Source organism: Candidatus Binatia bacterium, assembly GCA_029243485.1.
Classification (GTDB): domain Bacteria; phylum Desulfobacterota; class Binatia; order UBA12015; family UBA12015; genus VGTG01.
In genome coordinates, this window is the sequence record JAQWRY010000007.1 from 56,071 (window position 1) to 82,230 (window position 26,160).

Below are 26,160 nucleotides of genomic sequence, written 5' to 3' on the forward strand. Positions count from 1 at the left end.
TCCGGCGGCCCGTGTTGCGGCCTATCTTCGCAACCTGATGCCGTACGTGCCCGGGAAGCCTGCCGCCGAGATCGAGCGGGAGTTCGGGCTCGCGCGCGTCATCAAGCTCGCATCGAACGAGAATCCGCTGGGGCCATCGCCCCGCGCGACCGAGGCGATGCAGCGCGCTCTCTCGGAACTCAACCGGTACCCGGATGGGGACGGGACGGATCTGCGGGCCGAATTGGCTCGGCGTTTCGGCGTCACGCCGAAGCGGATCCTGCTCGGCAACGGTTCGAACGAGATCTTGACTCTTCTCGGCCGTGTTCTGCTGAAGCCCGGCGACGAAGCCGTCATGTCGGACGGCGCATTCATCGTCTACCCGCTCGCGACGCAGGCCAATGGAGCGACGCGCGTCTCCGTGCCGACCACCGACTTCGGCCACGACCTCGAGGCCATGGCTGACGCGATCGGACCCGATACCCGTGTCGTGTTCCTCGCAAACCCGAACAATCCGACGGGTACGATGTTCCGGCGCGCAGCCTGGGAGAAGTTCATCGCCCGCGTTCCGGACAACGTCGTAGTGGTCTGCGACAATGCCTACGCCGAGTACGTCCTCGACCCCGAGTACCCCGACGCGATCGCGCAACCGGATCGTCATCCGGGACTCGTGGCGCTGCGTACGTTCTCGAAGATCTACGGCCTCGCGGGCCTGCGCGTGGGCTACGGGGTGGGCCCAGAGTGGTTGGTCGACCTCGTCGATCGTATCCGGGACCCGTTCAACGTGAACCATCTGGCCCAGGCGGGCGCTCTCGCCGCGCTCGACGACGTGGAGCATGTTCGGGCGTGTCGCGAGATGAACCGGGACGGCATGCGCTTCCTCGAGCGTGTCTGTCGGGCCCTCGGAATCGGCTTCGTGCCGAGCCACGGCAACTTCGTTCTCGTCGAGATCGGGGATGCGGGGAACGCGTTCGAGGCGCTTCTGCGGGCCGGCGTGATCGTGCGCCCCGTCGGGGGATACGGTTTCCCGGGTCACGTACGCGTGAGCATCGGTATGCCCGAGGAGAACACCGTCTTCGCCCAAGCGCTCGCGGCGCTACTCGGGCGGAGCGACGCGGGCGTCGCGAGTCTCGTACAGTCCCCATCCGGTTCGGAGGCGGATCGGTGAAGCGGGTACGACGCCTGGGGATCGTCGGGGTCGGACTCCTCGGGGGGTCGCTTGGGCTCGTGGCAAAGCGCGAGGGTTTGGCGGGTGAGGTGGTTGCGCTCGGACGAACGCAGGCGAACCTCGATGTCGCGCTGAAGCGTGGCTGCGTCGATCGGGCGGGCGTGACGCCGGATGTCCTCGCCGGCGCCGACCTCGTCGTCCTCGCCACGCCCATCGGGATGTTGGCCTCCTCGGCTGCCGCGGTTGCGCCGCATCTGGCGGACGGTGCCATCGTCACCGACGTCGGGAGTTCGAAGGCGAGTGTCGTCGAAGACTGTACGGCTGCTCTGGCGGGCCGCGCGCGGTTCGTCGGAAGTCACCCGATCGCCGGGATGGAGACCTCGGGCGCCGGCGCTGCGCTGGCCGATCTCTTCTCCGGGGCGCGCTGCGTGCTGACGCCCATCGAGAGCACGGATCCCGAGGCGCTCGCCGAGGTGCGCGCGCTGTGGATCGCCGCCGGCATGGACGTCGACGAGATGTCCCCGGACGATCACGACCGCGTTCTGGCGCTCACCAGCCATCTGCCGCACGTCGCCGCTTGGGCTCTCGCGCGGGCCGTGGCGGCGATGCGGGGCGGGGAGATCGACCCGCTGCGCTTCGCGGGACCTTCGCTGCGGGACATGACCCGGATCGCAGGCGCTTCGCCGGAGATGTGGCGGGACATTCTGGTCGCCAATGCGGATTCCGTGTTGGCGCAGATCGACCTCTTCCGTGGCCGCGTCGACGACCTCGCCGCTGCGATCGAGAAGCGAGACGACCAGCAGATCGAGGCGTTTCTTCGCGAAGCCGCGGATCTGCGGACCTCGCTGCAGGCCGAGGCGGCGCCCGCGCCCGCGCCCGCGCCGGACGACGCCGAGGTGGTGCTCGCGGCGGGACCGCTCCGGGGGCGGGTGGATCTCCCCGGCGACAAGTCGATCGGGCATCGTGCGTTGATTCTCGGAGCGGTGGCCGAAGGCATCACGCAGATCTCTGGTTTGTCCTCGGGGGAAGACAACGCATCCACGCGCGAGGTTCTCGCGTCCCTCGGCGTCGAGAGCTGTCGAGAGGGCGACCGCGTCTGGATCGACGGGCGCGGCTTCGAGGGCCTGCAGGCGCCGACCGCGCCGCTGTCCTGTGGGAACTCGGGCACGACGATCCGGATGATGTGCGGCGTCCTCGCTGGGCGCCCGTTCGAGGCGACGCTCGACGGCGACGAGTCGTTGCGCAAACGGCCGATGGACCGGGTGATCGAACCGCTCGCCGCGCTGGGAGCCGAGTTCGCCGGGACCAATCGCCGGGCGCCGATCACGGTTCGCGGAGGGAGCCTGCGCCCCGGACGTTTTGAGCTGCCCGTCGCGAGCGCGCAGGTGAAGACGGCGCTCTTGCTCGCCGGTCTGCAGGCGGACGGCGAGACTATCGTCGCCGAGCCCGGGGCATCGCGCGATCACACCGAGCGGCTCCTGCCAGTCTTTGGCGTGTCGGTCCGCCGTCCGGACGCGCGGACGGTCTGCGTGTCGGGCCCCGCACGGCTCACGGCCGCGAAGGTCGCCATCCCGGCGGATCCGAGTGCCGCGGCGTTCTGGCTGGTTGCCGGCTCGATCGTGCGGGGTTCTCGACTGGAGCTGCGGGGAGTCTCGATGAACCCGACCCGGACGGGCGCGCTCGACGTCCTCCTGTCGATGGGCGCCCGGATCGATGTGATCGAGCGAGATCCCGTGGGCGAAGAGCCCGTCGCGGACCTCGTAGTCGAGGCTGCCCCCCTGCGCGCCACCGAGGTTTCCGGGGAGACCATGCTGCGCGCCATCGACGAGTTCCCGGCGTTGGCCGTGGCTGCGGCAGTCGCCGAGGGATCTACGCGCTTTGCGGACGGCGCCGAGCTTCGCGTGAAGGAAAGCGACCGAATCGCAGCAATGACGCAGGGGCTGAGCCGGCTCGGAGTCCAGGTCCAGGAGGCCGCCGACGGCCTGGTGGTCCACGGGGGATCCGGCATCGGTGGGGGCGAGGTCGAGACCCACCGGGATCACCGGATCGCGATGGCCTTCGCCGTCGCCGGCCTGGTCGCCCGCGGGCCGGTCCGGATCCGGCAGGCCGACATAATGGCCGTTTCCGATCCGGGATTTCTTCGGACCCTGCGGCGATTGCAAGAAAGCGAATCATGAGGCGAAAAAAACCGGTGGTGACGATCGACGGCCCCGCGGGGGCCGGGAAGAGCACGGTCAGCCGGGCCCTGGCCGAGCGGTTGGGCTTCACCTACCTCGACACGGGGGCCCTGTACCGGACGGTGGCTCTTCGCGTCCTCGACGAGCCCGAGCTCGCCCTGGCACTCACTGACGATGGACCGGCTTGCGGCGACGCAGAGCGCCTCGGCGCCCTGACGCGATCCCTCGAGATCCGCTTCGCAGACGCGGGAACCCGGGTCTTCCTGGGGGGGCGAGAGATCACGACCGAGATCCGGACTCCGGAAATCAGTCAGGCGGCATCTAGGGTTTCCGCGGTTCCTGCCGTCAGGACGGGCCTGCTGGATCTCCAGCGCCGCTTGGCCGAGGAGGGCGGCGTGGTGGCCGAGGGTCGGGATGTGGGGACGGTGGTTTTCCCTGATGCCGAGGTGAAGTTCTACCTCACCGCCGACCTTGCTTGTCGTGCGAAGCGCCGTGCGGACGAGCTCGCGGCCCGCGGCGCGGAGGTCGATTTGGCCGCTACGCAGCGCGAGATCGAGGAGCGAGACGCCCGGGATGCCGGCCGGGATGTCGCTCCGCTGCGCTGTCCGGAGGGCGCCGTGGAGGTCGACTCCGGGCCTCTGACCGCCGACGAAGTTGTCGAGCGGATGATCGAAGTCGTAAGGTCGCGGGAAGGCTCTTGAAAAAACGGGCACGCAAGAGTAAGCCCAGGTGACGCTGTCGGCCGCCTGGCCGACGTGCGCCCACCCCCCCCTAGGAGGAATTCGCTGCATGATGAGTGAGAACGACGAAGAGTCGTCCGTTGAGGAGGACTTTAGCCAGCTCTTTGAGCAAAGCCTCAAGCTGGTTAAGCCGGGAGAAGTAGTCCAAGGGCAGATCGTTCAGATCGCCAATGGCTTCGTCACCGTCGACATTGGGTACAAGTCGGAGGGGCATATCCCCGTCGCCGAGTTCCGCGACCGCGAGGGAACGGTACACGCCGAGGTCGGAGACGACATCGACGTCTTCTTCGAGTCGAGCGAAGGCGAGAGCGGCAGTGTCACGCTATCGCGCACCAAGGCCGAGCAAGTAAAGGTCTGGAGCGACATCGAGCAGGCCTTCAACGACGCCGTTCCCATAGAGGGACTCATCGTGGGCAAGGTGAAGGGCGGTCTCAAGGTAGACATCGGTGTTTCGGCATTCCTGCCGGGCTCGCACGCCGACCTTCGTCCGACCCGCAACCTCGATCGCTTCATCGGGCAGAAGGGTCGCTTCGCGATCCTGAAGTTCAACCGGTCGCGCGGCAACGTCGTCGTTTCGCGCCGCGCCGTGCTCGAGAAGGAGCGCTCCGCTCTCAAGGAAGAGACTCTTCGTGTCCTCGAAGAGGGCATCATCCTCGAAGGCTCCGTAAAGAACATCACCGACTACGGCGCGTTCGTCGACCTCGGTGGCATCGACGGCTTGCTGCACATCACGGACATGTCGTGGGGGCGCATCTCGCATCCGTCGGAAGTCATCAACGTTGGTGATCAGCTGAAGGTCGTCGTGCTGAAGTACGACGCCGAACGCGAGCGTGTCTCGCTCGGCATGAAGCAGATCCTGCCTGACCCGTGGACCACCGCGGAAGAGCGCTACCCGACGGGCAAGCGCATCAACGGCAAGGTCGTCAGCATCACCGATTACGGCGCGTTCGTGGAACTCGAGAAGGGTGTCGAGGGCCTCATTCACGTCTCGGAGATGTCTTGGACGAAGCGGGTCACGCACCCGTCGAAGCTTCTCGACGTAGGCGCCGAGGTCGAGGTTCAGGTCCTCGACGTCGACCCGACCAACCGTCGCATCTCGCTGGGCCTGAAGCAGGTCGAGCCGAACCCTTGGGAGATGGTGCGGTCGAACCATCCGATCGACAGCCACATCAAGGGCATCGTGAAGAGCATCACCGACTTCGGCATCTTCGTCGGCGTCGAGGATGGCATCGACGGGTTGGTCCACATTTCGGACCTTCACTGGACCAAGAAGATCAAGCATCCCTCCGAGGCCTACAAGAAGGGTGACGAGATCGAGGCGGTCGTGCTCGGTGTCGATGTCGACAACGAGCGCATCTCTCTTGGTGTGAAGCAGCTCGCCAACGATCCGTGGGCGAACCTCGCAGAGCGCTTCCCGGTCGGTAGCCGCATCAAGGGACCGATCACGAGTGTCACCGACTTCGGTGTGTTCGTGCAGCTCGAAGAAGGGATCGAGGGACTGGTTCACGTCTCGCAGATCTCGGCCGAGCGTGTCGATCGCCCGGGTGATCACTTCCACGTGGGCGAAGAGATCGAGGCAGAGATCACGAACCTCGATCCGCGCGAGAAGAAGATCGGCTTGTCTGTGCGGGCACTTCGGCGCTCCGAGGAGCGGGCCGAGATGGACGCGTACCTCAGTCGTGAAGGGAAGGCCGGCCGGTTCTCGCTCGAGGACGTCGTCGGCACCGATCTGCAACGCGTCGCGGTCGGCGAGAAGAACAAGACCGAGGGGTAGGTGGCGAGGGTGGCCAAGCCCCGTCACCCCGCCGGGCGAGCGTTTCGTTTCTTTCTGGCCTTCGCCGGCGTGTTCGCGTTCGTTGCGTTCGTCGTGACGTTGTTGCCGGGAAGCCCCGGGGGCTCGCTCTTGCGGACGGGCGACTTGCACGTCGCTCTGGTTCCTCTGCGCGGTGAGATCAGCCGGTCGGATGCCTTCGTCGAGACTTTGTCCGACCTTCAGAAGGACAGCTCGGTCGGCGCGGTCGTCGTTCGTATCGAGTCGCCCGGTGGCGCGGTTGCGCCGTCGCAGGAAATGTATGACGCGGTTCTTCGTTTGCGCGAAGAGAAGCCGGTGATTGCCTCTTTGGGCTCCGTGGCGGCATCGGGCGGGTACTACGTCGCGTGTGCCGCAGACGTGGTGGTGGCCAACCCGGGGACGCTTACGGGCTCGATTGGTGTGATCATGCAGCTCACCAACCTCGAGGGCTTGATGGACAAAGTCGGGGTGCGAGCCGAGATCGTGACCGCCGGGACGCAGAAGGACATGGGGTCCCCGTTCCGGAGCTTGTCGGCTCCCGAGCGGGCCATCTTTCAGACGATGGCCGACGAGGTTCACACGCAGTTTATCGACGCCGTTGCGGTCGGTCGCGGGATGACGCCTGAGGCGATGCGTCGCGTGTCGACCGGGCGAACGTTTACGGGAGAGCAGGCGCAGGGGCTGGGCCTCGTCGACGAGCTCGGTGGGCTCCATGAGGCCGTTGCGATTGCCGCGGCGAGGGCCGGGATCGAGGGTGAGCCCGTCGTCGAGAAGGTCTCCCCCCGGCGCGGGCCCTGGTGGATGCGGGCTTTGTTCTCGGACGAATCCGGCGTGAGCGCCGGTGGTTCGGCCCTCAGCCACTTCGCCGATTCCCTCGCGACTCTTGCCGGGACTTCCGGGGACGAACGTACCCCGCAGTTTCTGTGGCGCTTGCCCGTCGTGACCGAAGGGCTTCGCTGATGCACTACCGCCAGATCGGAGGACGAACATGACCAAGCGCGAACTCATCGAGACTGTGGCCAACGCGCGGCCGCTCCTGCCGAGGCGGGACGTCGAGACTCTGGTCAACGCTGTGTTCAAAACTCTCTCGGAAGCTCTCACCCGTGGGGAGCGGATCGAGATTCGGGGCTTCGGTAGTTTCATCGTGAAGCGGCGGAATGCGCGTGAAGGGCTCAACCCGAAGACGGGCGAGGCCGTGTCTGTGTCGGCGAAGCGGGTGCCGTTCTTCAAAGCTGGCAAGGAGCTCAAGTTGCGCGTCGACAAGAAGCCCGGCGACGTCGGCGACGAGATCGCCGAGACGAACGTCGCCCTCGGCGAGGCGACTGCGGTCGGCGCACCCGGCGAGGAAAGCTAAGCTGTCCGAGAGCGTACTCTGGGCGCCGTGGCGTATGAGCTACGTCGTCGGGGAGAAGCCGGCGCCGGACGCCTGCTTCTTCTGCGATCTCCCCGGGGCCGGTGACGACCGCGAAAATCTGATCCTCGCGACCGACGACCGGTGCGTCGTCATGATGAATCGCTACCCGTACAACAACGGCCATCTGATGGTCGCTCCCCGGGAACACACGGCGGAGCTCGGCGTCCTGGACCCCGAAACGTACGCCCACGTGATGGAGATGTTGCGCCGGACTGCCGGAATCGTTCGCACGGCGCTCGCCTGTGACGGGATGAACATCGGGCTGAACCTCGGGAAGGTGGCCGGGGCGGGGGTCGACTCGCATCTCCACTGGCACATCGTGCCGCGGTGGAACGGCGATACGAACTTCATGCCGGTCGTGGCGGAGACCAAGGTGATGCCGCAGCATCTCCTCGCTTGCTACGACCAACTCGCGCCGCACTTCGCTTGAGCCCGCCGGGCGGTTGCTCCGGGTTGCCCGGCCTAGCCGGTTGCTCCCATAATGCGCTTCCGCGCCGATGGCGCGGGGGGAGGTGCTGATGGCGAAACCTACGACCCTTGGAGAGTTGCGAGCTTCTGGCTACGAGCCGACAACGGTCCGCGCGGAACTGCGGCGGAACCTGAAGGCCGCATTGATCGACGGCCGATCGATTCTTCCGTCGATTCTCGGGTACGACGACACCGTGATTCCCGAGGTGCAGAACGCAATCCTCTCGGGGCATCACATCATCCTCCTCGGTGAACGTGGCCAGGCGAAGTCGCGGTTGATTCGCGGGCTGGTCGGTTTGCTCGACGAGTCGGTTCCGGCCGTCGAAGGCTGCGAGATCCATTGCGACCCGCTGGCGCCCATCTGTCGCCGATGCACCGCGCGGCGCGATGCCGAAGGGAATGCGCTGGGCGTCGTCTGGATCGGCCGCGAGGAGCGCTACGGCGAAAAGCTCGCGACCCCGGACGTCTCGATGGCCGACCTCATCGGCGAGATCGATCCGATCAAGGTCGCAGAAGGTCGCTATCTCGCAGATGAAGACACGATCCACTTCGGGCTCGTCCCGAGGTCGCATCGCGGGATCTTCGCGATCAACGAGCTGCCCGATCTAATGGAGAAGATCCAGGTCGGCTTGTTCAATCTCATGGAAGAACGCGACATCCAGATCCGGGGCTTCAAGGTGCGACTTCCCGTGGATATCGTGATCGTCGCGAGTGCGAATCCGGAGGACTACACGAGCCGCGGGCGCATCATCACACCGCTGAAGGATCGCTTCGACGCGCAGGTCCGCACGCACTATCCAAAGGACATCGCGACCGAGATCGCGATCGTCGAACAGGAAGTGCCCTCGGCCGATCGAGACGGTTGTCCGGTACGCATTCCGGACTTCATGAAGAGCATCGTCGCGGGGCTTACGTTCGAGGCCCGCGCCGCAGGAGACATCAACCAGAGCAGCGGCGTCAGCGTACGCGCGACCCTGAACAACTACGAGACCCTGATCGCGAACGCGGAGCGGCGTGCGGTCGTGCTGGGGGAGCAGGAGATCGTCCCGCGAGTCTCGGATCTTCACGCGGTCTCGACCTCGATGCTCGGGAAGCTCGAGTTCGAGTACACCGGCGAGGAGCGGTCCGAGCTGGAGGCGTTCGAGCGTCTGGTGAACCGCGCAGTGCTGGTCGTCTTCGACGAGACGTTTGCTCCCGCGAAGCTTCAGGCGGTGATCGGGTACTTCGAGGGCGGCGGCGGCGTCGAGGTCTCGGATCAGATGCCTGCTTTGGAGTATCTCGAAGGTATCGGCGCGATCCCGGGCCTCCGGGACGCGATCGGCGAGCTCGGCTCGTTCGAGTCGCCGGCGCTCATGGCCTCGGCGACCGAGTTCATCCTGGAGGGCCTGCACCTGCATCAGAAGCTCAATCGAGAGGTCTCCGGGGGCAGGGTGACGTACCGGGCCTAGAGGCCGCTTGTCATGCTGCGCCTTCGCTACACTTCGTGGGACGGTTCTCAGCGGATTCGCCTCGATCCCGAGAAGGTCTTCGAGCAGTTCGCCGAGGCTCTGTCGGGAACCGACGATGTTCGCCAGGCGCTCGAGTGGATGATGCGCCAGGGGATGGAGCTCGCCGATGGGCAGCTCATGGGCCTGGACGAGCTTCTCCAAGAGCTTCGCGATCAGCTCCAGAAGCGCCAGGAGTCGGTCAACGTCGACCACGCGCTCGACGAGCCGCAGGGGCAACTGGAGGATATCCTCCGACGCGAGCGTGACACGCTGACAGAGCGCGAGGGGCCCGGCGACGCGGTCGCCGAGATGCGCGAGAAGAAGGCGTTTCTCGGTGATTTGCCCGCGAAGCTCTCCGAGGCGATCGCGCGGATTGCGCAGAACTATGCCTTCGAGGACGGCGGCGCGGAGCGCGATTTCAAGGAGCTGCTCGACAAGATCGACGACATTCGCAAGGTCGAAGATCTGAAGGAGCAATGGGGCGACCGGCTCAAAGGGGACGAGTCCCTCGACTTCGAGCAGGCCCTTGATCTCGCAGCGGAGTTGGCCGCGCTCATGGCGATGCAGAGCGCGCTCATGCGGGGCGACCTCGAGGGGATAGATCCAAGCCAGCTTGGTGACCTGCTCGGCCCGCAGGCGGCCGAAGACTTGGGTGCGCTAAAGCAGGCGATGTCGATGCTGGTCGAGGCGGGGTTCCTCATTCAACGCGAGGGACGACTCGAACTCTCGGCCAAAGGCATCCGTCGCATCGGGCAGTTGGCACTGCAGGACATCTACCAGGCACTGCTGCGCGACCGGCCGGGAGCGCACGAGATCCGGAGGGTCGGCGCGGCCGAGGAGATGCCCGAGGGCGTGCGGCCGCACGAGCCGGGCGAGCCGCTCGACCTCGCGCTCGTTCCGACCCTGATGAACGCCGTGCGGCGGCAGCCGGGCGCCACGCTGGGAGTGGAACCCCGGGACTTCGAGGTCCACGAGTCACGCCAGCACAGCACTGCGTCGACCGTGCTGTTGCTCGACATGAGCTGGTCGATGAGCTGGGAGGGACGTTTCGCCGCCGCGAAGAAGGTAGCCCTCGCGCTCGAGAGCCTCATCCGCACGCGCTACCCGCGCGACTTCTTCGGGATCGTCGGTTTCTACACCCGGGCGGTCGAACTGCGGCCGCAGGACCTTCCCGAAGCCTCTTGGAACATGGGTGATCCCTTCACAAATCTGCAGGACGCACTCCGGATGGGGAGCGATCTCCTCCGTCGTCACCCGAGTCGCAACCAGCAACTGATCGTCGTGACCGACGGGCAGCCCACGGCGTATTTCGCCGACGGTCGGCTCCACTGTGAGTGGCCGCTCTCGTTCGGCGGGGTGTCCCGGCGCGCGGCCCAGGAGACGCTGCGCGAAGTCGAGCGGGTTACCAAGCGCGGAATTACGATCAACACCTTCATGCTGGACGATTCGCTTGGCTTGCGCGCCTTCGTCGAGCAGATGACGCGGATCAACAAGGGTCGGGCTCTCTACAGCCGGCCGGACCGCCTGGGCGAATACCTCCTGGTCGACTACCTGGCTCGCAAGAAGAAGAAAGTTTGATGCTCGGCGCCTCCGGTCGGATCGCCGGTATGCTGCTTCTGGCGGCCATCGCGCTCGCGAGCCTCGGGACTCGGGCGGCTGCCCAGGACCTGGATTTGGAGCAGTTCTACCCCCCGTTTCTCTGTGAGGGGGAGGTGGCGATCTTCGATTCCCTGGAACACGGGCAATTCGACTACTGTCGACAGCATCTGAGATACCGCCCCGGCACCTATGATTGTTTGCGGATTATCCTGCCGACGTGCAATGTCTTCCCATCGGTACAGCCGGGCGTGGTATTTCGCGGTCCGGCGGAACGGTTATTCGCGGGGCATGCGAGACGCATCGTCTGTCCCCCGGGCCCTCCGCCGCCGTCGTGTCCGTCCGGTTTTCCCGCGGGGCCGATTCCGCGTCCATGAGGGCCGCGGGAGAGTGTGGTTGGGTGTGGTGTCGTGGCGGCGGAGGTCACTTCGGAAGGAAAGCGGGGAGGCCCCAAGCTGACCCCGATGCTCGCGCAGTATCTGCGCGTGAAGGAGCAGGCAGGCGATGCCGTGCTGTTCTTTCGTATGGGCGACTTCTACGAGATGTTCTTCGAGGACGCCGAGCGGGCCGCACCGTTGCTCGACCTGACCCTGACCTCGCGAAACAAGGATGCTCCGAACCCGATCCCGATGTGTGGGCTGCCGTATCATGCGGCTCAGGGCTACGTCGGTAGGCTCCTCGGCCACGGGCTGAAGGTCGCCATCTGCGACCAGTTGAGCGACCCGGCGACCTCGCCCGGGCTGGTCGAGCGGGGCCTGGTCCGCGTGATCACTCCGGGCACGCTCCTCGACGAAGACGAGGGGCTCCGACCGAGTGAACCCGGCTTTCTCGCGGCGCTCGTCCGCGCGGAGGATGCGATTGCGATCGCCTGCATCGAGGTCACCACGGGGCAGCTGCGGTGCTGCGTCGCGCCCTCGGAACGCGCGGCCATCGAAGAGCTGGCGCGGATCGGTCCGAGGGAGACGGTTCTCCCCCCGGACGACGAAAAACTGCATGCCGTGGCCGCCGGTGCCGGCGGAACTCCGACCCAGTGGGCCGCGCGCGATGACGGTGCGGCGGTCGACGCCGCCATCGAACGTCTCTCGACCGGCTCGGATGCCGGAGCGTCGTCCCCAGCTGCCACCGGAGCTCTCCGTCTCGCACTCGGCTACGTGAACGACACGGTTCGTGGCGGCCTCGATCACCTTCGGGAACCGGTCTTCTATGAGGTGGGCGAGCACCTGATGCTCGACGAACGGTCGCGACGGAACCTCGCCGTGCTGGAGGGGGCCGACGGGACCCGCCACGGTTCTCTTTGGTGGGCCGTCGACCGAACCCGCACCGCAATGGGCGCGCGCCGGCTGCGCGAGTGGTTGCTGTATCCGCTGCTCGACCTCGACAGGATCGGCGACCGGCTCGATGGGGTCGAGCATCTGGTGGACTCCCCGGGGCTTCGGGAGGATATCGCGACCGGCCTGCGAGCGATCGGCGATCTCGAGCGCCTCGTGGCCCGGTTCGGGGTACGCCGAGCGGGGCCGCGCGAAGTGGCGCGCCTTGGTCGCGCGCTCGCGCTGGTCGACGACGTCGGAGGAATCCTCGGAGATGAGGGGAACCCGCCGCTCCTCGGCCGGATTCGGGAACGAGCGACCCCGCCGGTCGGTTTGGCCGCTGCGATCACCACGCACATCGAGGAGGCCCCGCCGATGCACGCGTCCGAGGGCGGTGTGATTCGCGCCGGAGCGGACGAAGAGGTCGATCGGCTCCGGAGCCTCCTGTCCGACGCGCAGACGCTCATCGCCGAGTTGGAGGCGCGGGAGCGGGAAGCGACGGGAATCTCATCGCTCAAGATCAAGTACCACCGGGTGCTCGGATACTTCTTCGACGTCACGAAACCGAACTTGAAGCTCGTGCCGGAGCACTTCATTCGCCGGCAATCGATGGCGTCGGGCGAGCGGTACAGCAGCCCGGAACTCAAGGAACTCGAAGACCAGCTCGCCACCGCGGAGAGCCGGTCCATCGAGCGCGAGGTCGCGCTCTTCGAGGAAGTCCTGGCCCAGGTACAAGGACGCCAGGCGGGCCTCACGGAACTGGCTGACGCGCTCGCCGACCTCGATGGACTCTGCGGCCTCGCCGCGACCGCGCACGATCAAGGCTATGTTCGCCCGAAGCTGCACAAGGGCGATGCGATCCGGGTGCGCGACGGGCGTCACCCGGTCGTCGAACAGACCTCAGCGAAGGGCTCGTTCGTCGCCAACGACGTGAACCTCGACGGTAGTGAGGAGCAGCTGGTGCTGCTCACCGGACCGAACATGGCGGGCAAGAGCACGTATCTGCGCCAGGTGGCGTTGATCGTACTGCTTGCCCATGCGGGAAGCTTCGTGCCCGCCGCGAAGGCCGAAGTCCCTCTGACCGACCGGATCTGGACCCGCGTCGGCGCCGCGGATGATCTCGTCGCGGGCGACTCGACGTTCATGGTGGAGATGAAGGAGACGTCGGCGATCCTCGCGAACCTCACGCCGCGCACGCTCGTCGTGCTCGACGAGATCGGGCGCGGCACCAGCACGTACGACGGGATCGCGATCGCCTGGGCCGTGGCCGAGTACCTCCATGAGGTGGAGCCCGCGCCGGGAGCGCGCGTGAAGACGCTCTTCGCAACGCACTTCCACGAGCTGACGGCGCTCTCTAAATCGATGCCGCGTGTTCGGAACCACTCGGTTTCGGTACGCGAGTGGAAGGACGACGTGCTCTTCTTGCGCAAGGTGGTGGAAGGCCCGGCGAGCCGGAGCTACGGGATCGCGGTCGCGAGGCTTGCCGGAGTGCCGGATGAGGTCGTCGGCCGGGCGCGGGATCTCCTCGCCCAGCTCGAGGACGGCAAGGGGCCAGAGCCCCAGGGTGCGTTCGGAGAGGCCGAAAAACCTACCGCGCAGCTAGACCTCTTCAATGATCCGATGGCGGCGCTCAAGCGAGAGCTCGCCTCGCTCGAGGTCGACTCGATGACGCCGCTCGAAGCCCTCACGCGTCTCGGTGAGCTTCGCGATCGGGCCCGCCGCTCATGAGGGCGGGGGCCGGGGAAGTGGTCGCGGTGGCGCGCCCCGTGTTGGCGTCGATCCTGACGCTCGCGTTGATCTTCGCGCCGGCAAGCGGGAGAGCGCAGTCGACGCATCGGGCGATCATCGAGCGTGTGGAATGGGAGGTTTCCGACACGGGTGCGCGTGTGATCGTGGTCGTGAAGGGAAAGGTCGATTACAGCACGCACACCGCCGGCGCCGCGCCGGAGTCGGGCCTGCCGGCACGAGCGTACGTCGATCTGAAGCCGGCGCAGCTCGGCAGTGCGATCACGCGCGAGCCGATTCCGGTGAACGACCGACTCGTCCGTCGAATTCGAATCGGCCAGTTTAACGAGGATACGACTCGGATCGTCGTCGACCTGGCCGAGCCTGCGCTCTTCCATGTGACGACCGCGGACCGCCCGGCCCGCTTGATTCTGAAGCTCGTGCCGCCTCGCGGGGGTGCGGGTGCGAAGCCGGCACCTCAGCCGCCACCGCGCGCCGCGGCGCCCACGCGCGCGCCGCGAGCGACGCCCCGTAACCGTACCCCGGAACCGTCGCCGAGCCCCTCTCCCCGCCCGACGCCGCCGCCGACGCCGGTACCGGCCGCACGTCCCACGCCGTCGCCGCGGCCGTCTCCGTCGCCCTCACCGACGGTGTCGGCGCCGAAGTACACGATCGTCATCGACCCGGGGCACGGCGGGAAGGACCCCGGAGCACGTGGTATCACCGGAGACCAGGAGAAGGGAGTTACGCTCGCGATCGCGAAGCTCGTCGCACAACGCCTCGAATCGGACCCGCACACCAACGTCGTCCTGACCCGGTCGACGGACGACACGGTGAGCCTGGGGCAGCGCACGGCAATCGCGAACGCACAGGGCGCGGACCTGTTCGTTTCGATTCATGCGAATGCGAGCGAGAGTGCATCGGCCGTCGGCATCGAGACGTACACCCTGAACAACTCGGACGATCAGGCCACGATCCGTCTGGCCGCTCTCGAGAACGGCTTGGCGGCGACCGGTGCGGCCCGGGACGAAAGCGACCTCGCCTACATCCTGAGCGACCTCCTACAAACGGGGAAAGAGGATGAGTCGATCGCCCTTGCCGAGGCTGTGCAGGGCGGGCTGGTCAGCTACCTTGGTGGCAGGTGGAGAAGCGTTGCGGATCTCGGGGTGAAAAGGGGCCCCTTTTACGTGCTTGTCGGAGCCTACATGCCGTGTGTTCTCGTCGAGGTGGGATTTCTGACGCACCCGACCGAGGGCCAGCGGGTGGCGTCCAAGAAGTACCAGCGAGATCTGGCCGAGGGGATTACACGTGGCATCCGGCAGTTCCTGAGTTCGGCGGATGCCAGCGCCAATCTCTGAGGAGCGGGGCGTGACGGCATCTTCGAAGCGGGAGCACGATTCGGCGCCGCCGTTCCCGGGCGAAGCCGCGCGTCTTCCTCCGGTGGAAGAGGGCGCTGAACTCGGCGTGATCGCTCGTGAGTTCGTCTTCGAAACACGCACCCAGGTGCAGGCTTGGCACGACGCCGGCGCGAGCGGCGTGCAGGTCGTGCGAGAGTTCACGAACGCGATCGACCAGCTCATCGCGTGGCTGCACGATTCGGCCGCAATGAACTACCGAGCGCGCTACGTGCAACTCGACCAGAGCTGCGCCGTCCTGGCCCAGGGGGGCTATGGGCGCGGGGAACTCAACCCGCGCTCCGACATCGATTTGCTGTTCTTGTACCCCCACAAGATGACGCCGTACGTGGAGACGATCACCGAGACGATCCTCTACGCGCTGTGGGATACGCGGCTCGCCGTCGGGCACGCGGTCCGGACCGTCAAGGACTGCGTGCGCATCGCCGGTAACGACATCGTTGCCAAGACCGCGTTGATCGACGCGCGCTACCTGTGTGGAGATGAGCCGCTCAGCGGGGACTTCTTCCGTGCTCTCGAGCGCGAGATCAAGCCGCGCGCCACGGGGAAGTTCTTTCGAGAGAAGCTCCGCGAAAGCGAGACGCGTCGGCATACGTACGGCGATTCCGTCTATCTCCTCGAGCCGCAGGTGAAGGAAGGCCAGGGCGGCCTCCGAGATCTGCACACCGCGATGTGGATTGCGAAGATCAAGTTCAAGATCGCCGACCTGTGCGAGCTCGCGGTGAAGGGCATCATGAACAGCCAGGAGCTTTCCGACATTGAAGGCGCACAGGAGTTTCTGTTTCGCGTCCGGAACGCCCTGCATTTCCTGACGGGGACACATCAGGACCAGCTGACGTTCGACCTGCAGGAACCCGTCGCGGAGAATCTGGGGTATACGGCTTCTGACGGAGACGAGCTGAAGCCCGTCGAGCACTTCCTTCGCGACTACTACCTGCAGGCCACGGCAGTAACGCGATTCGCGAACGCGATCATCGACCGCACGGTGAACCCGCCGGGGCCGTATCGGCTCATCGGGCGGATGATGGCTCGTACGATTCGGCCGGGCGTGCGGATCGTTGCAGGGGAGTTGGACGTGATCGAGTCCGACTTGTTCGAGCGAGATCCGATCGAGCTCGTGCGCGTGTTGGCGGACGCGCAGCGCCACGGAGTGAAGATCGCGCCGAACCTCGCGGACCTAATGCGGCGGGAGGCGAGTCTCCTCGGCGAAGAGCAGCGCGCGGACCCGGAGCTGGCCAAAGCGTTCTTCGGGGTCCTTCGTAGCCCATACCGCGTCTACGAGACTCTGCACGAGATGCACAAGCTCGGCGTGCTCGCGCAGGTCATGCCCGAGTGGGCGCACCTGCTGTGTCTCGTGCTGCACGACTACTACCACATCTATACCGTCGATGAGCATTCGCTCATGGGAATCCGCGAGCTCGAGCGGCTCCGGTCGGGAGAACGCGCGGAGGCCTTGCCTCTCCTCACCGACGTCATGCGGCTCGTGGACAAGGTCGAGCTCCTGTTCCTCGGCATGATGTTGCACGACATCGGCAAGGGAATGGGCGGGCAGCATTCCGAGAAGGGAGCGGTCCTCGCCCGCGACATCGCGACTCGATTCGGACTGAACGAGGATGATGCGAACGAGCTCGAGTTCATGGTGCGCAACCACCTGGTGCTCTCGCATCTCGCCCAGCGTCGCGACATTCACGACGAGAAGCTGGTCACGGAGGTCGCGCGGATGGTCGGCAGTCCGGAATCGCTCAAGCGGCTCTACCTCATGACGTACGCCGACATGCGGGCGACCGGGCCGAAGGTCTGGAACAACTGGAAGGACATGCTCCTCGGCGAGACTTACATGCGGGTCAACGAGGTCTTCGAGCGAGGCTTCGAGCCCGAGGGCCGCGGCGAGCGGGTGGCGCGAATCCAGGCGCGAGTGCGAGGCCGGGTGCACGCCGACGACGGAGACGATGCGGCAACGCGATTCGATGACTTCGTGGCGTCGATGCCCGATACGTACTTCCTTCGCACGCCCGAGCATCTGATCTCGAAGGATGCCGAGCTGGTGGAGCGGTGTCGTGCCGACGGCGGGCTGGCGCTACGTGTGACCCACTACGACGAACGGGAGTTCACCGGCTTCACGGTTGCGGTTGCGAACTGCCCGGGCCTGTTCGCGAATCTCACGGGGGTATTGGTCGCGAGCGGGATGAACATCGTCGGCGCCCGGATCTCCACGTCGACGGACGGAATCGCAGTCGACTCCTTCCGAATCTCGCACCTCGATCGTCGAGAGATCGTGGTTGACGACGAGCGGTGGGAGCGCGTCGAGCGCCTCCTGAAGGAGGTTCTCGCCGGTGAGACGTCGCTCGATGAGTTGGTCGCGCGCGCGAAAAAGCCGGGCCTGCTCGATACTCGAAAGCAGCGGCCGGCCGCCCACGGGGTAGGCGTCGACAACGCGGCTTCGGACGGCTTCACTATCATTGAGGTGTTCGGTCGCGACCGCGTGGGCTTGTTGTATGATATCGCCGACGCACTGAACCGTCTCGGCATCGAGATTCACCTCGCTAAGATCTCGACCGCCGTCGACCAGGTTCTCGACGTATTCTACGTGACCGAGCCCGCCGGCGAAAAATGCGCACGCGACAACGAGATTCGCGCCGTGCTCGAGCCGATCGTGCGAGCGGGTTTGGACGAGCCGTCCGAGTCGATCCCGAGCGTCAGGTGAGCGCCGCGTGGACCTCGACCAGCTGATCGACCGCCACCTTACGCGTCTCCGAGCGGAGGTCGGCGTGTCGCCGCATACGCACAAGGCCTACGCGGATGATCTCGCAAGATTCGCGAAGTTCGCACAGGACGAATTCTCGATCAGTACCGCAGAGGCGGTCGGCCGGGAGCTGGTTCTCTGCTTTCAGGCGGCCGAGGCGGATCGTGGGATCGGCGCCCGCACCCAGGCCCGGCGGTTGTCGGCCCTGCGCGGCCTTTTTCGGTTTGCCACCAGCGAGGGTGTGGTCGACGAGAGCCCTCTGGCGGATTTGAAGCAGCCGCGGCAGCGACGGCGCCTGCCGTCGACGTTGAGCGAGAAGGACGTCGAGCGCCTTCTCGACGCGACCGACCGGACCAAGACCCCGCTGCGGGATCGCGCCCTTCTGGAGATCCTGTACGGGAGCGGGTTGAGGGTGACGGAGGCTCTCGGGCTCACGATGGACCGCGTTCACATGAGCGATTCCGCGTTGCGGGTGGTCGGAAAGGGCGACCGGGAGCGGGTGGTGCCGCTCGGGCGACCTTCGAAGCGCGCTCTCGAGCGGTACGTGGAATCCGAGCGCCCTCGGTTGCAGCGGGCCGGGCCACGGCAGGAGGTGTTCCTCTCGCCACGCGGGAACAAGCTCTCGCGGCAGGCGATCTTCGCTCTGGTGCGAAGGCTCGCGGAGGCGGCGGGTCTGGAGAGCGCACCATCGCCCCATGGTCTGAGGCACGCCTTCGCCACGCATCTGGTGGAGCGCGGTGCGGACCTCCGGGCCGTGCAGTCTCTGCTCGGGCATGCGAGCATCTCGACGACCGAGGTCTACACGCACGTGAGTCGGGCGCATCTGCGAGATGTGCACGGGAAACATCATCCCCGTGAGCGTGGTTGGAGTGGGCCGGCGGGGAGGAAGAGGACGTGAGCACGAACAAAGCGGACGGGATCGTCGTGAGTGGGATGCGGCCGACGGGGAAGCTTCACCTCGGTCATCTGTTGGGGACCCTGCGGAACTGGGAGTCGCTCCAGGATCGCTTCGAGTGCTACTTCTTCGTGGCCGATTGGCACGTACTCACGACCGACTACGAGAAGCCGGAGCACATTTCGGACTTCTCCATCGAGATGGTGACCGATTGGCTCGCAGCAGGCATCGATCCCGAGCGCTGCGTGATCTTCCGGCAGTCGGCGATCCACGAACACGCCGAACTCGCGCTCCTCTTCGGGATGTTCACGCCCGTGAGTTGGCTCGAGCGAAATCCGACCTACAAAGAGCAGCGATCCCAGATGGAAGGTCGGGATCTCTCGACATTCGGTTTTCTCGGTTACCCCGTGCTGCAGGCGGCGGACATCCTGCTGTACAAGGGCTCCCGGGTTCCGGTTGGTGAGGACCAGGTCCCGCACGTCGAGCTCACGCGGGACATCGCGCGGCGATTCAACAACTACTACGGCGCGATCCTGCCCGAGCCGGAGGCGCTTCTCTCGCCGTCGCCGCGGGTGCCGGGGACCGACGGTCGGAAGATGAGCAAGAGCTACGGGAACGCGATCTCACTCGATGAGGATCCGGCCTCGATCGAGAAGCGTCTCGGTCGAATGACGACGGACCCCAGGCGGGCTCGACTAACGGATCCCGGCGACCCGAAAGACTGTCCCGCCTTCCAGCTCCACCAGATCTACTGCACGCCCGAGGAGATCAAGACTGTCACCGAGGGCTGCAAGACCGCAGGCATCGGTTGTCTCGACTGCAAGAAGGTCATGATCAAGCACGTCCTGGCGGAGTTGGAGCCCTTCCGCGAGAGGCGGGCCGAGTTCGCGGCGAAGCCGGAGCGCGTGCGTGAGATCGTCGCGGCGGGGACCGAGAAGGCGAAGCGCGTGGCCCAGGAGACCATGCGCGAGGTTCGCGCCGCCGTTGGGATCTGAGCCACGGGTCTTCGGCCTCGCCGAGGCCGAGAGGGCCGCCCCGCGGCGCGGGACGCTCGCACCCCGGGGAGATCCTATGCTACGTTGACGCCGGTTCCGCATGGCCGAAAATCTTACCGTCAAGCTCGAAGAGTTCGAGGGGCCGCTCGACCTCCTGCTTCATTTGATCAAGAAGCACGAGATCGATCTGTACAACATCCGCGTCGCCTCGATCACCGACCAATACCTCGCGTCGCTCGCCGCCGCGCGTGACCTGAACCTCGACGTAGCCGGTGAATTCCTGGTGATGGCCGCGACGCTGATTTACCTGAAGTCGCGGGCCCTCCTGCCGCCCGAAGAGCAGGACGAGCTGGAAGACGAAGAGCCTCTCGACCCCGAGCAGCAGCTCATCGAGCAGCTCCTGGAGCACGAGCGCTTCCAGAAGGCCGGTGCGGCCCTGGCGGCCGGGCCGGTTCTCGGTCGAGACGTTTTCCGTCGGACCGTCATGGAGGCGGCCCCCGGGGAGTTCGTCGCGGCCCCGGCGCCCCTCACCATGGGCGACCTCCTGTCGGCCCTCGAGCGGGTTCTCGAGCGGCGGGCGCGGGCGATCGTCCATGAGGTCATCGGCGAACGGCTCAGTATTCGAGACGGGATCGAGCTGACGCTGGAGCGGCTACAGACGATGCGGCGGTGCACGTTCGACGAGCTTTTCCCGGAGCAGGCGTCGCGCATGCGAATCATCGTGACGTTCCTGGGCATTCTGGAGCTGATCAAGCACGGTGCGGTCATGGCCGTGCAGGGCGAGAACTACGGAGAAATCAACATCGAGCTCGTGCGGGATGTCGACGCGAATCGGATGCTGGAATTCGAGTTGGATGATGAGGAGGAGCTGGCCCAATGAGTAGGCGGAAGTCGCGCCTGAAGAAGAAGGCCGTCGAGACGCAAGCCCCTGAGGCGACGTCCGAAGAGACCGACGGCGGCACTGAAGCTTCAGCGGAGGAGCAGGTCGAGGCTTCGAGTGAGGCGTCGGAGCAGACATCTGCCTTGAGTGGCGACGCGGCGGCAGAAGCGGCCGGCGACGAATCGAGCGTGGGCGACGACGGCGCGGAGGCCGCGTTGGAAGACGGGACTGGAGACGAGGCCGAAATCGAGCTTCCACCTCTCGTGGCGGTGCTCGAGGCAGCGCTATTTGCCTCCGCCGAGCCCGTGCCCCTCACGCGTCTCACGCGCGTGCTCGGCGCGTGGAACCGTGACCAGGTCGTTGCCGGATTGAAGGAACTCGGGGAGCGTCAGGAGCGCGAAGGAAGCGGTATGCGGGTCGTCGAGACTGCCGGCGGGTTCCAGCTTCGCTCGCTCTCGGAGTATGCGCCCTGGGTCCGGAAGTTCTTCACGGAGAAGCCGCCGCGCCTGTCCCGTGCCGTCCTCGAGACCCTGGCGGTCGTCGCCTACCGACAGCCGGCCACGCGCGGCGAGGTGGAAGCGGTCCGCGGCGTGAATTGTGACGCTGTCCTGGGCGCGCTGACGGCTCGGGGCCTCGTGCAGGTCATCGGACGCCGCCAATCGCCGGGGCGCCCGGTGGAGTATGGAACCACGCAGGAGTTCCTCGAGCTGTTCAGCTTGAAGGAACTGGCGGAGCTTCCACCCTTGCCGGACGCTTCCTCACTGGCGAACCTGATTGACGACGCACGACTCGAAGAAGAGGTCGAAGCCGCGGGCAGCGAGGGAGACCTCGACGCCTCCGAACCGGCGGTCGAACCGGCCGACGAGAACCTGGACGGGACCACCGATGGACAGGAAGCCGCAGCCGCGGAAGAAAACGAAGCCGACGGCGCCCACGACGGAGCGACTGCAGAAGATTCTGAGCCAAGCGGGGATCGCCTCCCGGAGATCAGCGGAGGAGCTGATTCGGGAGGGGAGGGTTCGGGTCAACGGGAAGGTGATTCAAGAGCTGGGAGCGAAGGCTGACCCGGTTCAGGATCGGATCACCGTCGATGGTCGCGCGACGGTACCCGAGCGCCTTCGCTACGTCGCGTACCACAAGCCGGTAGGCGTCGTGAGTTCGATGGCCGACCCGCAGGGGCGGCCGTGCATCGGGGACGTGGCGAAGCGTCTGAAGTCGCATCTCTTTCCGGTCGGCCGGCTCGACTACGACTCGAGTGGCCTGGTCCTGCTGACCAACGATGGCGAGGTTGCGCAACGCGTGACGCATCCGAAGTATCAGCTCCCGAAGATCTACCGCGTGAAGGTCCGAGGGCATCCCGACGAGAAGGCGCTGCTGCGGCTGCGGAATGGGCTTCGCCTTGCTGACGGACTCACGGCGCCGGCGGGCGTGGCCGTCGAAGGGAAGCTCGAGAACAAGGCGCGACTTCGTGTCACGTTACGCGAGGGGCGGCAGCGGCAGATCCGGCGCATGATGGACGCGGTCGGTCACTCCGTCGACAAGCTATCGCGCGTTTCCATCGGTCCCGTGAAGCTCGGTACGCTGACTCCGGGGGCCACTCGAGAGCTCACCGATCGCGAGGTGATCGCACTGCGCGCAGCCGTCCGTGTCGAAGGCGGCGCGCCGAGCGCGCCCGAGCGCGTCGTTCCCGAGCGCCCGGTCAAGAAGAGAACTTCAGTACCTCGGGGTACCGCTTCCGCCACGTCGCGTACTCAGCGTCGCCCGCGTCGCTGAAGTCGGCGTGTTGCTCCAGCGGCCGGACGCGGACCATGGCCGCGGCGGCCTCGGCGACGCTTGTATGCGTTCGGGCACCGACGGCGGCCAACAGCGCCGCACCCAGCGCGGTCGCGTGCGGCTCTTCGGAAACCAGTAAGGGTCTCGGGGTTGTTCGCGCGAACTCGCGGAGAAGACTCGGAAGACGGGTCATGCCGCCCGAAAGCGTGAGAGAATCGACCGGCTGGCCCGTGAGGTCCTCGATCTGCTCGAGGTTCGCCCGCGCGGCGCAAGCGACGTTGGCGAGGAACCCGCGCAGGAAGCTGCCCGTCGTCGGGCGGGTCGCGAAGGGCGGGTTTTCGAACAGGAATCCCGCGGTTCGGTTCGGGTCGAAGTTGACGAGGTCGAAGATCTGCGGGCCGGCGAAGCTCATCACGCGGACCGCGTTGTCCGGTGTGTCCGCGATCAGTTTCTCGGCTCTCTCGTACGCGTCGTCTCCTTCGAGTCCGACGATGCCCAGGAGCCATTCGAACGCGATGCCGGTGTCGCCGGCGTTGCTCTCGAGGGTCCAGAGGTCGGAAACGACGTGGCATCCGGTCCAGAGCTTCGCGCTCTCGTCAAAGCGCCTTTCTCGGTCGACGAGCATCACGGGTGTCGTGGTGCCGAGGACGGCTCCAGCCTGGCCGGGTTGGACGACGCCCGCGCCGAGAAGGGCGCACTGCGTATCCGCCCCGCCCGCGAATACCGGAGTTCCGGGACGGAAGCCCGTTTGCTCCGCGGCTTCGTGCGTTACGCGGCCGAGCTGGGTGCCGGGGTCGACGACGGGAGGCAGGAGTCGCTCGTCGATGCCGAACGCCTCGATGATCTCCTGGCTCCATCCCCGCGTCGAGATGTCGAGCAGCATGGATTCGCCGGCGTTCGACGGCTCGCACGCGAGGACCCCGCTCAGTCGGTAGGTGATCCAATCGTTCAGGCTGAGGACGTAGGCGACGCGGGGCGCGTCCTCGAGCTTCCGAAAGCGCAACAGGCGCGCGAGAGAGAACACGAACGGTGGCCAGTGACCGGTGATGCGGACGGCGCTCGATGCGTCGAGCTTTTCCATCACTTCGAAACCGCCGCTCAGTCCCCGTCCGTCCATGTTGGGTGCCGCGTATATCTCGTGTCCGCGCGCGTCGAGGAAGACCGTACCGAGCCGAAGCGCGGTTGCCGCGATTCCGGCGATACCATCGGCGGGAATGCCGGCTTCGGCGATGGCCTTCCGGGTGCAGCGGCCGAACGCCGCCCAGAACGCGTGCGGATCGAAGCTGGACCCCTGGACGAGGTCGTCGTGTTCGTACGAGACGTGCTGGTAGCTCCAGGGCTCCCGGACGACCGCGAGTCGTTGGCCTGCGGCGTCGAAGATTGCGCACTTGCCGCCGCCCGTACCGTAGTCGAGCGCAGCGAAGAAGGGCCCTTGGCTTGGCATGGTCTCCGACTTTCCTAGAAGGGGGGCCGTCTCGCAAGAGCGGCCTGGCCGGGCGCTCAGTGAGAGTGCTGGCGAGCGTCGTGGAGCATGCTTCGGAAGAACACCAGGCTCACGATGAAGGGGAGCGCGTAGTAGGAGAGTCGGAAGAGGATGAGCGCGATCACGGTCGGCGCGAGGGGCGTGCCGAGGGTCGCGAAGAGGGCTGTGGTGAGGCTCTCCATGATGCCGAGGCCACCGGGGGCCAGAGAGACCATCGACGAGAGGATCGCGACCGAGAAGCCTACGGTGATGAGTGCGGGCGCGACCAGCAGGTCGACGGTCCAGAAGCATCCCCAGAGGACGGCGAGCGTCGCGACCCAGTCCAGAAAAATGTAGATCGTCGGCACCAGCATGCTCCGCCAGTTCGCGACCATGAAGTGGAACCCTTCGTCTACGTTCGCGAGCACTCGCCAGAGGTGCATGCGATGGGGCACGCGATGGTCGGGCAGGAAGCGCACTGCGAGGCGGTGGATCGTGCCTCCGCACCACAGCAGGACCCGCCTTCGCGACTTTGGTTGTAGGAGGAGCACGACGCACAGGCCCATGATCAGGATGAACACCCCGAGGAGGCCGCCGGCTGCAGCCAGGGCCGCGATTCCGAGGGATTCATGCCGGACGAGGAAGTAGAATCCCATCACCAGGAAGACCAGCAGTGCGAGGTTCGTGAGCAGGCCTTGGACGAAGGAGATCGTCACCGCTCGGCCCATTGGGATGCCGTGTCGGCGAAAGAGGTACATGCGTACCGCGAATCCGGAGAGTCCGCCCGTCGCCACGAGGTAGTTCACGGTATTCGATACGAAGGTGATGCGGAGCATCGGCACGAAGCCGACTGGTGAGCCGGCGGCCGCCGCGATTCCGTCGTAGGACAACGCCATCAGGACGTAGCTGAACAGCGTGGCGCCGATCGGAAGGGCGAACCGGGCCCAGGAGATTCCCGCGGCGGCGTCGGCGAGTTTCACTCCGTCGCTGTAGAAGAACAGAAGGCCGAAGCCGGCTACCGCACAGAGGACGGCGATGGTGATGACACCGCCGGCGCCGGACTTTCTGGGGGCCGTCTGCTCCGACTCACTGGGGTCACTCCTCTCAGCGTGCACGGCGTCCCGATCCGAGGAACGAAGTTCCCCGTCCTTTGAAGAGCCAGCCGACCAGTCCGCCGATGGGGCCGCCGACGAGTGCGCCGACGATGCTGGCACCAAGGAGTTCGCGAAACGTCGGCTGCGGGGATGCGACGGATTGGAAAGCGAGTGTACTGGTCAGAGCGGCTGCCGTCAGGATCGCCATCGACGCGGCCGTTTCGCCCGAGCCCGTCGCGCGATCGAAGGCGACGCCAGCGAGGATGAGCGCCGCGGCGAGTGGGATCGAGACCCAAAGCGCGAGCTGCGTGTGAGGGTAGAGGCTGAGGGTGAGCCGGCGCTCGGCGCGGCCGCGGATCGCCATCTCGGTGACGGCGAGATCCTCGCCCGATGGGTTGTCGAGCACGACTCGAGTTGCCGTTCTCCCGCGGATGAGATCGATGCCCTCGCGTCGTCCACGTGCCTGACGATCCCAGGTCTCGATAAACTCGCCCGTATGCGTCTGCTCGCGGCCGTCCGCGTCGGCGAACAAGAGCCGGTAGCGGGCGGCCCGCGTGGATCCTGGGACGCCCGGCTCGAGATGGCCCTCGATCACGAGATCGAGCTCGGGCCCCCGGCCGGCGGTCGGTAGAGTCGCCGGAAGATTCTGCGGAGTGACGTCGACCATGGCGATCCTCGGGGCGGGGTAGATACGGCGATAGACGGGCCCATAGACGGCACTGATCCAGAAGATGGCGAGCAGTACCGCGGCACCCCGGCCGCGAGGGGACAGTCGGTAGGCGTACCGCATCGGAAAGAAGAGGACGATCAGCGCCAGCAGGAGTGCATCGGCGGCGAGTGCCGGCGGCGTCTCGATGACGTCGAGATTTCCGAGCACGTAGAGCAGCAGGAAACCCGCTCCCCCGGTGGCGGGCGGGAGCCAGGTGCGCAGGAGCTCGGCGTCGACCGACGGCTTGCGTCGCGAACGAGAGCTTCCCGAGGCCGGCAGCCTTCGACGAGCGGATCGGTCGGCCTGCCGTGGCATGCACCAACGGTAGCACGGGGTAGCAG

20 protein-coding genes are annotated in these 26,160 nt (G+C 66.3%); 17 read left to right on the top strand and 3 right to left on the bottom strand.

From position 1 onward, the window contains the following. The first annotated feature begins 37 nt into the window (after positions 1–37). From hisC to P8R42_04055, 17 genes are all read left to right on the top strand, one after another. Complete coding sequence (hisC, locus tag P8R42_03975; protein MDG2303807.1) at positions 38–1,147, top strand: histidinol-phosphate transaminase; 1,110 nt, start codon at positions 38–40, stop codon at positions 1,145–1,147. After that, positions 1,144–3,324 carry a 3-phosphoshikimate 1-carboxyvinyltransferase gene (gene aroA / locus P8R42_03980; protein MDG2303808.1) on the top strand — a complete coding sequence of 727 codons (2,181 nt, stop codon included), beginning with the start codon at positions 1,144–1,146 and terminating at the stop codon, positions 3,322–3,324. Before hisC ends, aroA begins: the two co-directional genes overlap by 4 nt. Beyond that, positions 3,321–4,025 carry a (d)CMP kinase gene (cmk, locus tag P8R42_03985; GenBank protein MDG2303809.1) on the top strand — a complete coding sequence of 235 codons (705 nt, stop codon included), beginning with the start codon at positions 3,321–3,323 and terminating at the stop codon, positions 4,023–4,025. The genes aroA and cmk overlap by 4 nt, the downstream gene beginning before the upstream one ends. Positions 4,026–4,113: 88 nt before the next feature. Beyond that, positions 4,114–5,838, top strand: coding sequence for a 30S ribosomal protein S1 (locus tag P8R42_03990; GenBank protein MDG2303810.1), 1,725 nt, complete (start codon positions 4,114–4,116; stop codon positions 5,836–5,838). Between the two features lie 9 nt (positions 5,839–5,847). Further along, a complete protein-coding gene (gene sppA / locus P8R42_03995; protein ID MDG2303811.1) occupies positions 5,848–6,816 on the top strand; it encodes a signal peptide peptidase SppA in 969 nt (322 codons plus the stop codon). 28 nt (positions 6,817–6,844) lie between these two features. Further along, a complete protein-coding gene (locus P8R42_04000; protein ID MDG2303812.1) occupies positions 6,845–7,210 on the top strand; it encodes an integration host factor subunit beta in 366 nt (121 codons plus the stop codon). A 34-nt stretch (positions 7,211–7,244) separates the two neighbouring features. Further along, a complete protein-coding gene (locus P8R42_04005) occupies positions 7,245–7,700 on the top strand; it encodes an HIT domain-containing protein (GenBank protein MDG2303813.1) in 456 nt (151 codons plus the stop codon). 88 nt (positions 7,701–7,788) lie between these two features. Next, positions 7,789–9,186 (top strand): magnesium chelatase, encoded by a 1,398-nt coding sequence (locus P8R42_04010; protein ID MDG2303814.1) that lies wholly within the window; start codon positions 7,789–7,791, stop codon positions 9,184–9,186. 12 nt (positions 9,187–9,198) lie between these two features. Then, positions 9,199–10,803, top strand: coding sequence for a VWA domain-containing protein (locus P8R42_04015; protein MDG2303815.1), 1,605 nt, complete (start codon positions 9,199–9,201; stop codon positions 10,801–10,803). 482 nt (positions 10,804–11,285) lie between these two features. Next, entirely contained in the window at positions 11,286–13,856 is a 2,571-nt protein-coding gene (gene mutS / locus P8R42_04020) for a DNA mismatch repair protein MutS (protein ID MDG2303816.1), read from the top strand. A 26-nt stretch (positions 13,857–13,882) separates the two neighbouring features. Then, complete coding sequence (locus P8R42_04025) at positions 13,883–15,211, top strand: N-acetylmuramoyl-L-alanine amidase (GenBank protein ID MDG2303817.1); 1,329 nt, start codon at positions 13,883–13,885, stop codon at positions 15,209–15,211. A gap of 10 nt (positions 15,212–15,221) precedes the next feature. Next, the gene (gene glnD / locus P8R42_04030) at positions 15,222–17,972 is read left to right on the top strand and encodes a [protein-PII] uridylyltransferase (GenBank protein MDG2303818.1); all 2,751 of its coding nucleotides are present in this window, start codon (positions 15,222–15,224) and stop codon (positions 17,970–17,972) included. Between the two features lie 7 nt (positions 17,973–17,979). Then, positions 17,980–18,909, top strand: a complete 930-nt coding sequence (locus P8R42_04035; protein MDG2303819.1) for a tyrosine recombinase — start codon at positions 17,980–17,982, stop codon at positions 18,907–18,909. Then, positions 18,906–19,901, top strand: a complete 996-nt coding sequence (gene trpS / locus P8R42_04040) for a tryptophan--tRNA ligase (protein ID MDG2303820.1) — start codon at positions 18,906–18,908, stop codon at positions 19,899–19,901. The genes P8R42_04035 and trpS overlap by 4 nt, the downstream gene beginning before the upstream one ends. 100 nt (positions 19,902–20,001) lie before the next feature. Continuing rightward, complete coding sequence (locus P8R42_04045; protein MDG2303821.1) at positions 20,002–20,781, top strand: segregation/condensation protein A; 780 nt, start codon at positions 20,002–20,004, stop codon at positions 20,779–20,781. After that, on the top strand, positions 20,778–21,845 hold the full coding sequence (gene scpB, locus P8R42_04050; protein MDG2303822.1) for an SMC-Scp complex subunit ScpB: 1,068 nt from the start codon (positions 20,778–20,780) through the stop codon (positions 21,843–21,845). The genes P8R42_04045 and scpB overlap by 4 nt, the downstream gene beginning before the upstream one ends. Further along, positions 21,754–22,554 (top strand): pseudouridine synthase, encoded by an 801-nt coding sequence (locus P8R42_04055; GenBank protein ID MDG2303823.1) that lies wholly within the window; start codon positions 21,754–21,756, stop codon positions 22,552–22,554. The genes scpB and P8R42_04055 overlap by 92 nt, the downstream gene beginning before the upstream one ends. Here P8R42_04055 and P8R42_04060 read toward each other — a convergent pair. From P8R42_04060 to P8R42_04070, 3 genes are read right to left on the bottom strand one after another with little or no spacing between them, the layout of a single operon-like run. After that, entirely contained in the window at positions 22,481–23,998 is a 1,518-nt protein-coding gene (locus P8R42_04060) for an FGGY family carbohydrate kinase (GenBank protein MDG2303824.1), read from the bottom strand. The two genes, P8R42_04055 and P8R42_04060, sit on opposite strands and share 74 nt — an antisense overlap. A gap of 56 nt (positions 23,999–24,054) precedes the next feature. After that, positions 24,055–25,131 (bottom strand): flippase-like domain-containing protein, encoded by a 1,077-nt coding sequence (locus tag P8R42_04065; GenBank protein MDG2303825.1) that lies wholly within the window; start codon positions 25,129–25,131, stop codon positions 24,055–24,057. Next, positions 25,121–26,134, bottom strand: a complete 1,014-nt coding sequence (locus P8R42_04070) for a hypothetical protein (GenBank protein MDG2303826.1) — start codon at positions 26,132–26,134, stop codon at positions 25,121–25,123. Before P8R42_04070 ends, P8R42_04065 begins: the two co-directional genes overlap by 11 nt. Positions 26,135–26,160 lie beyond the last annotated feature (26 nt).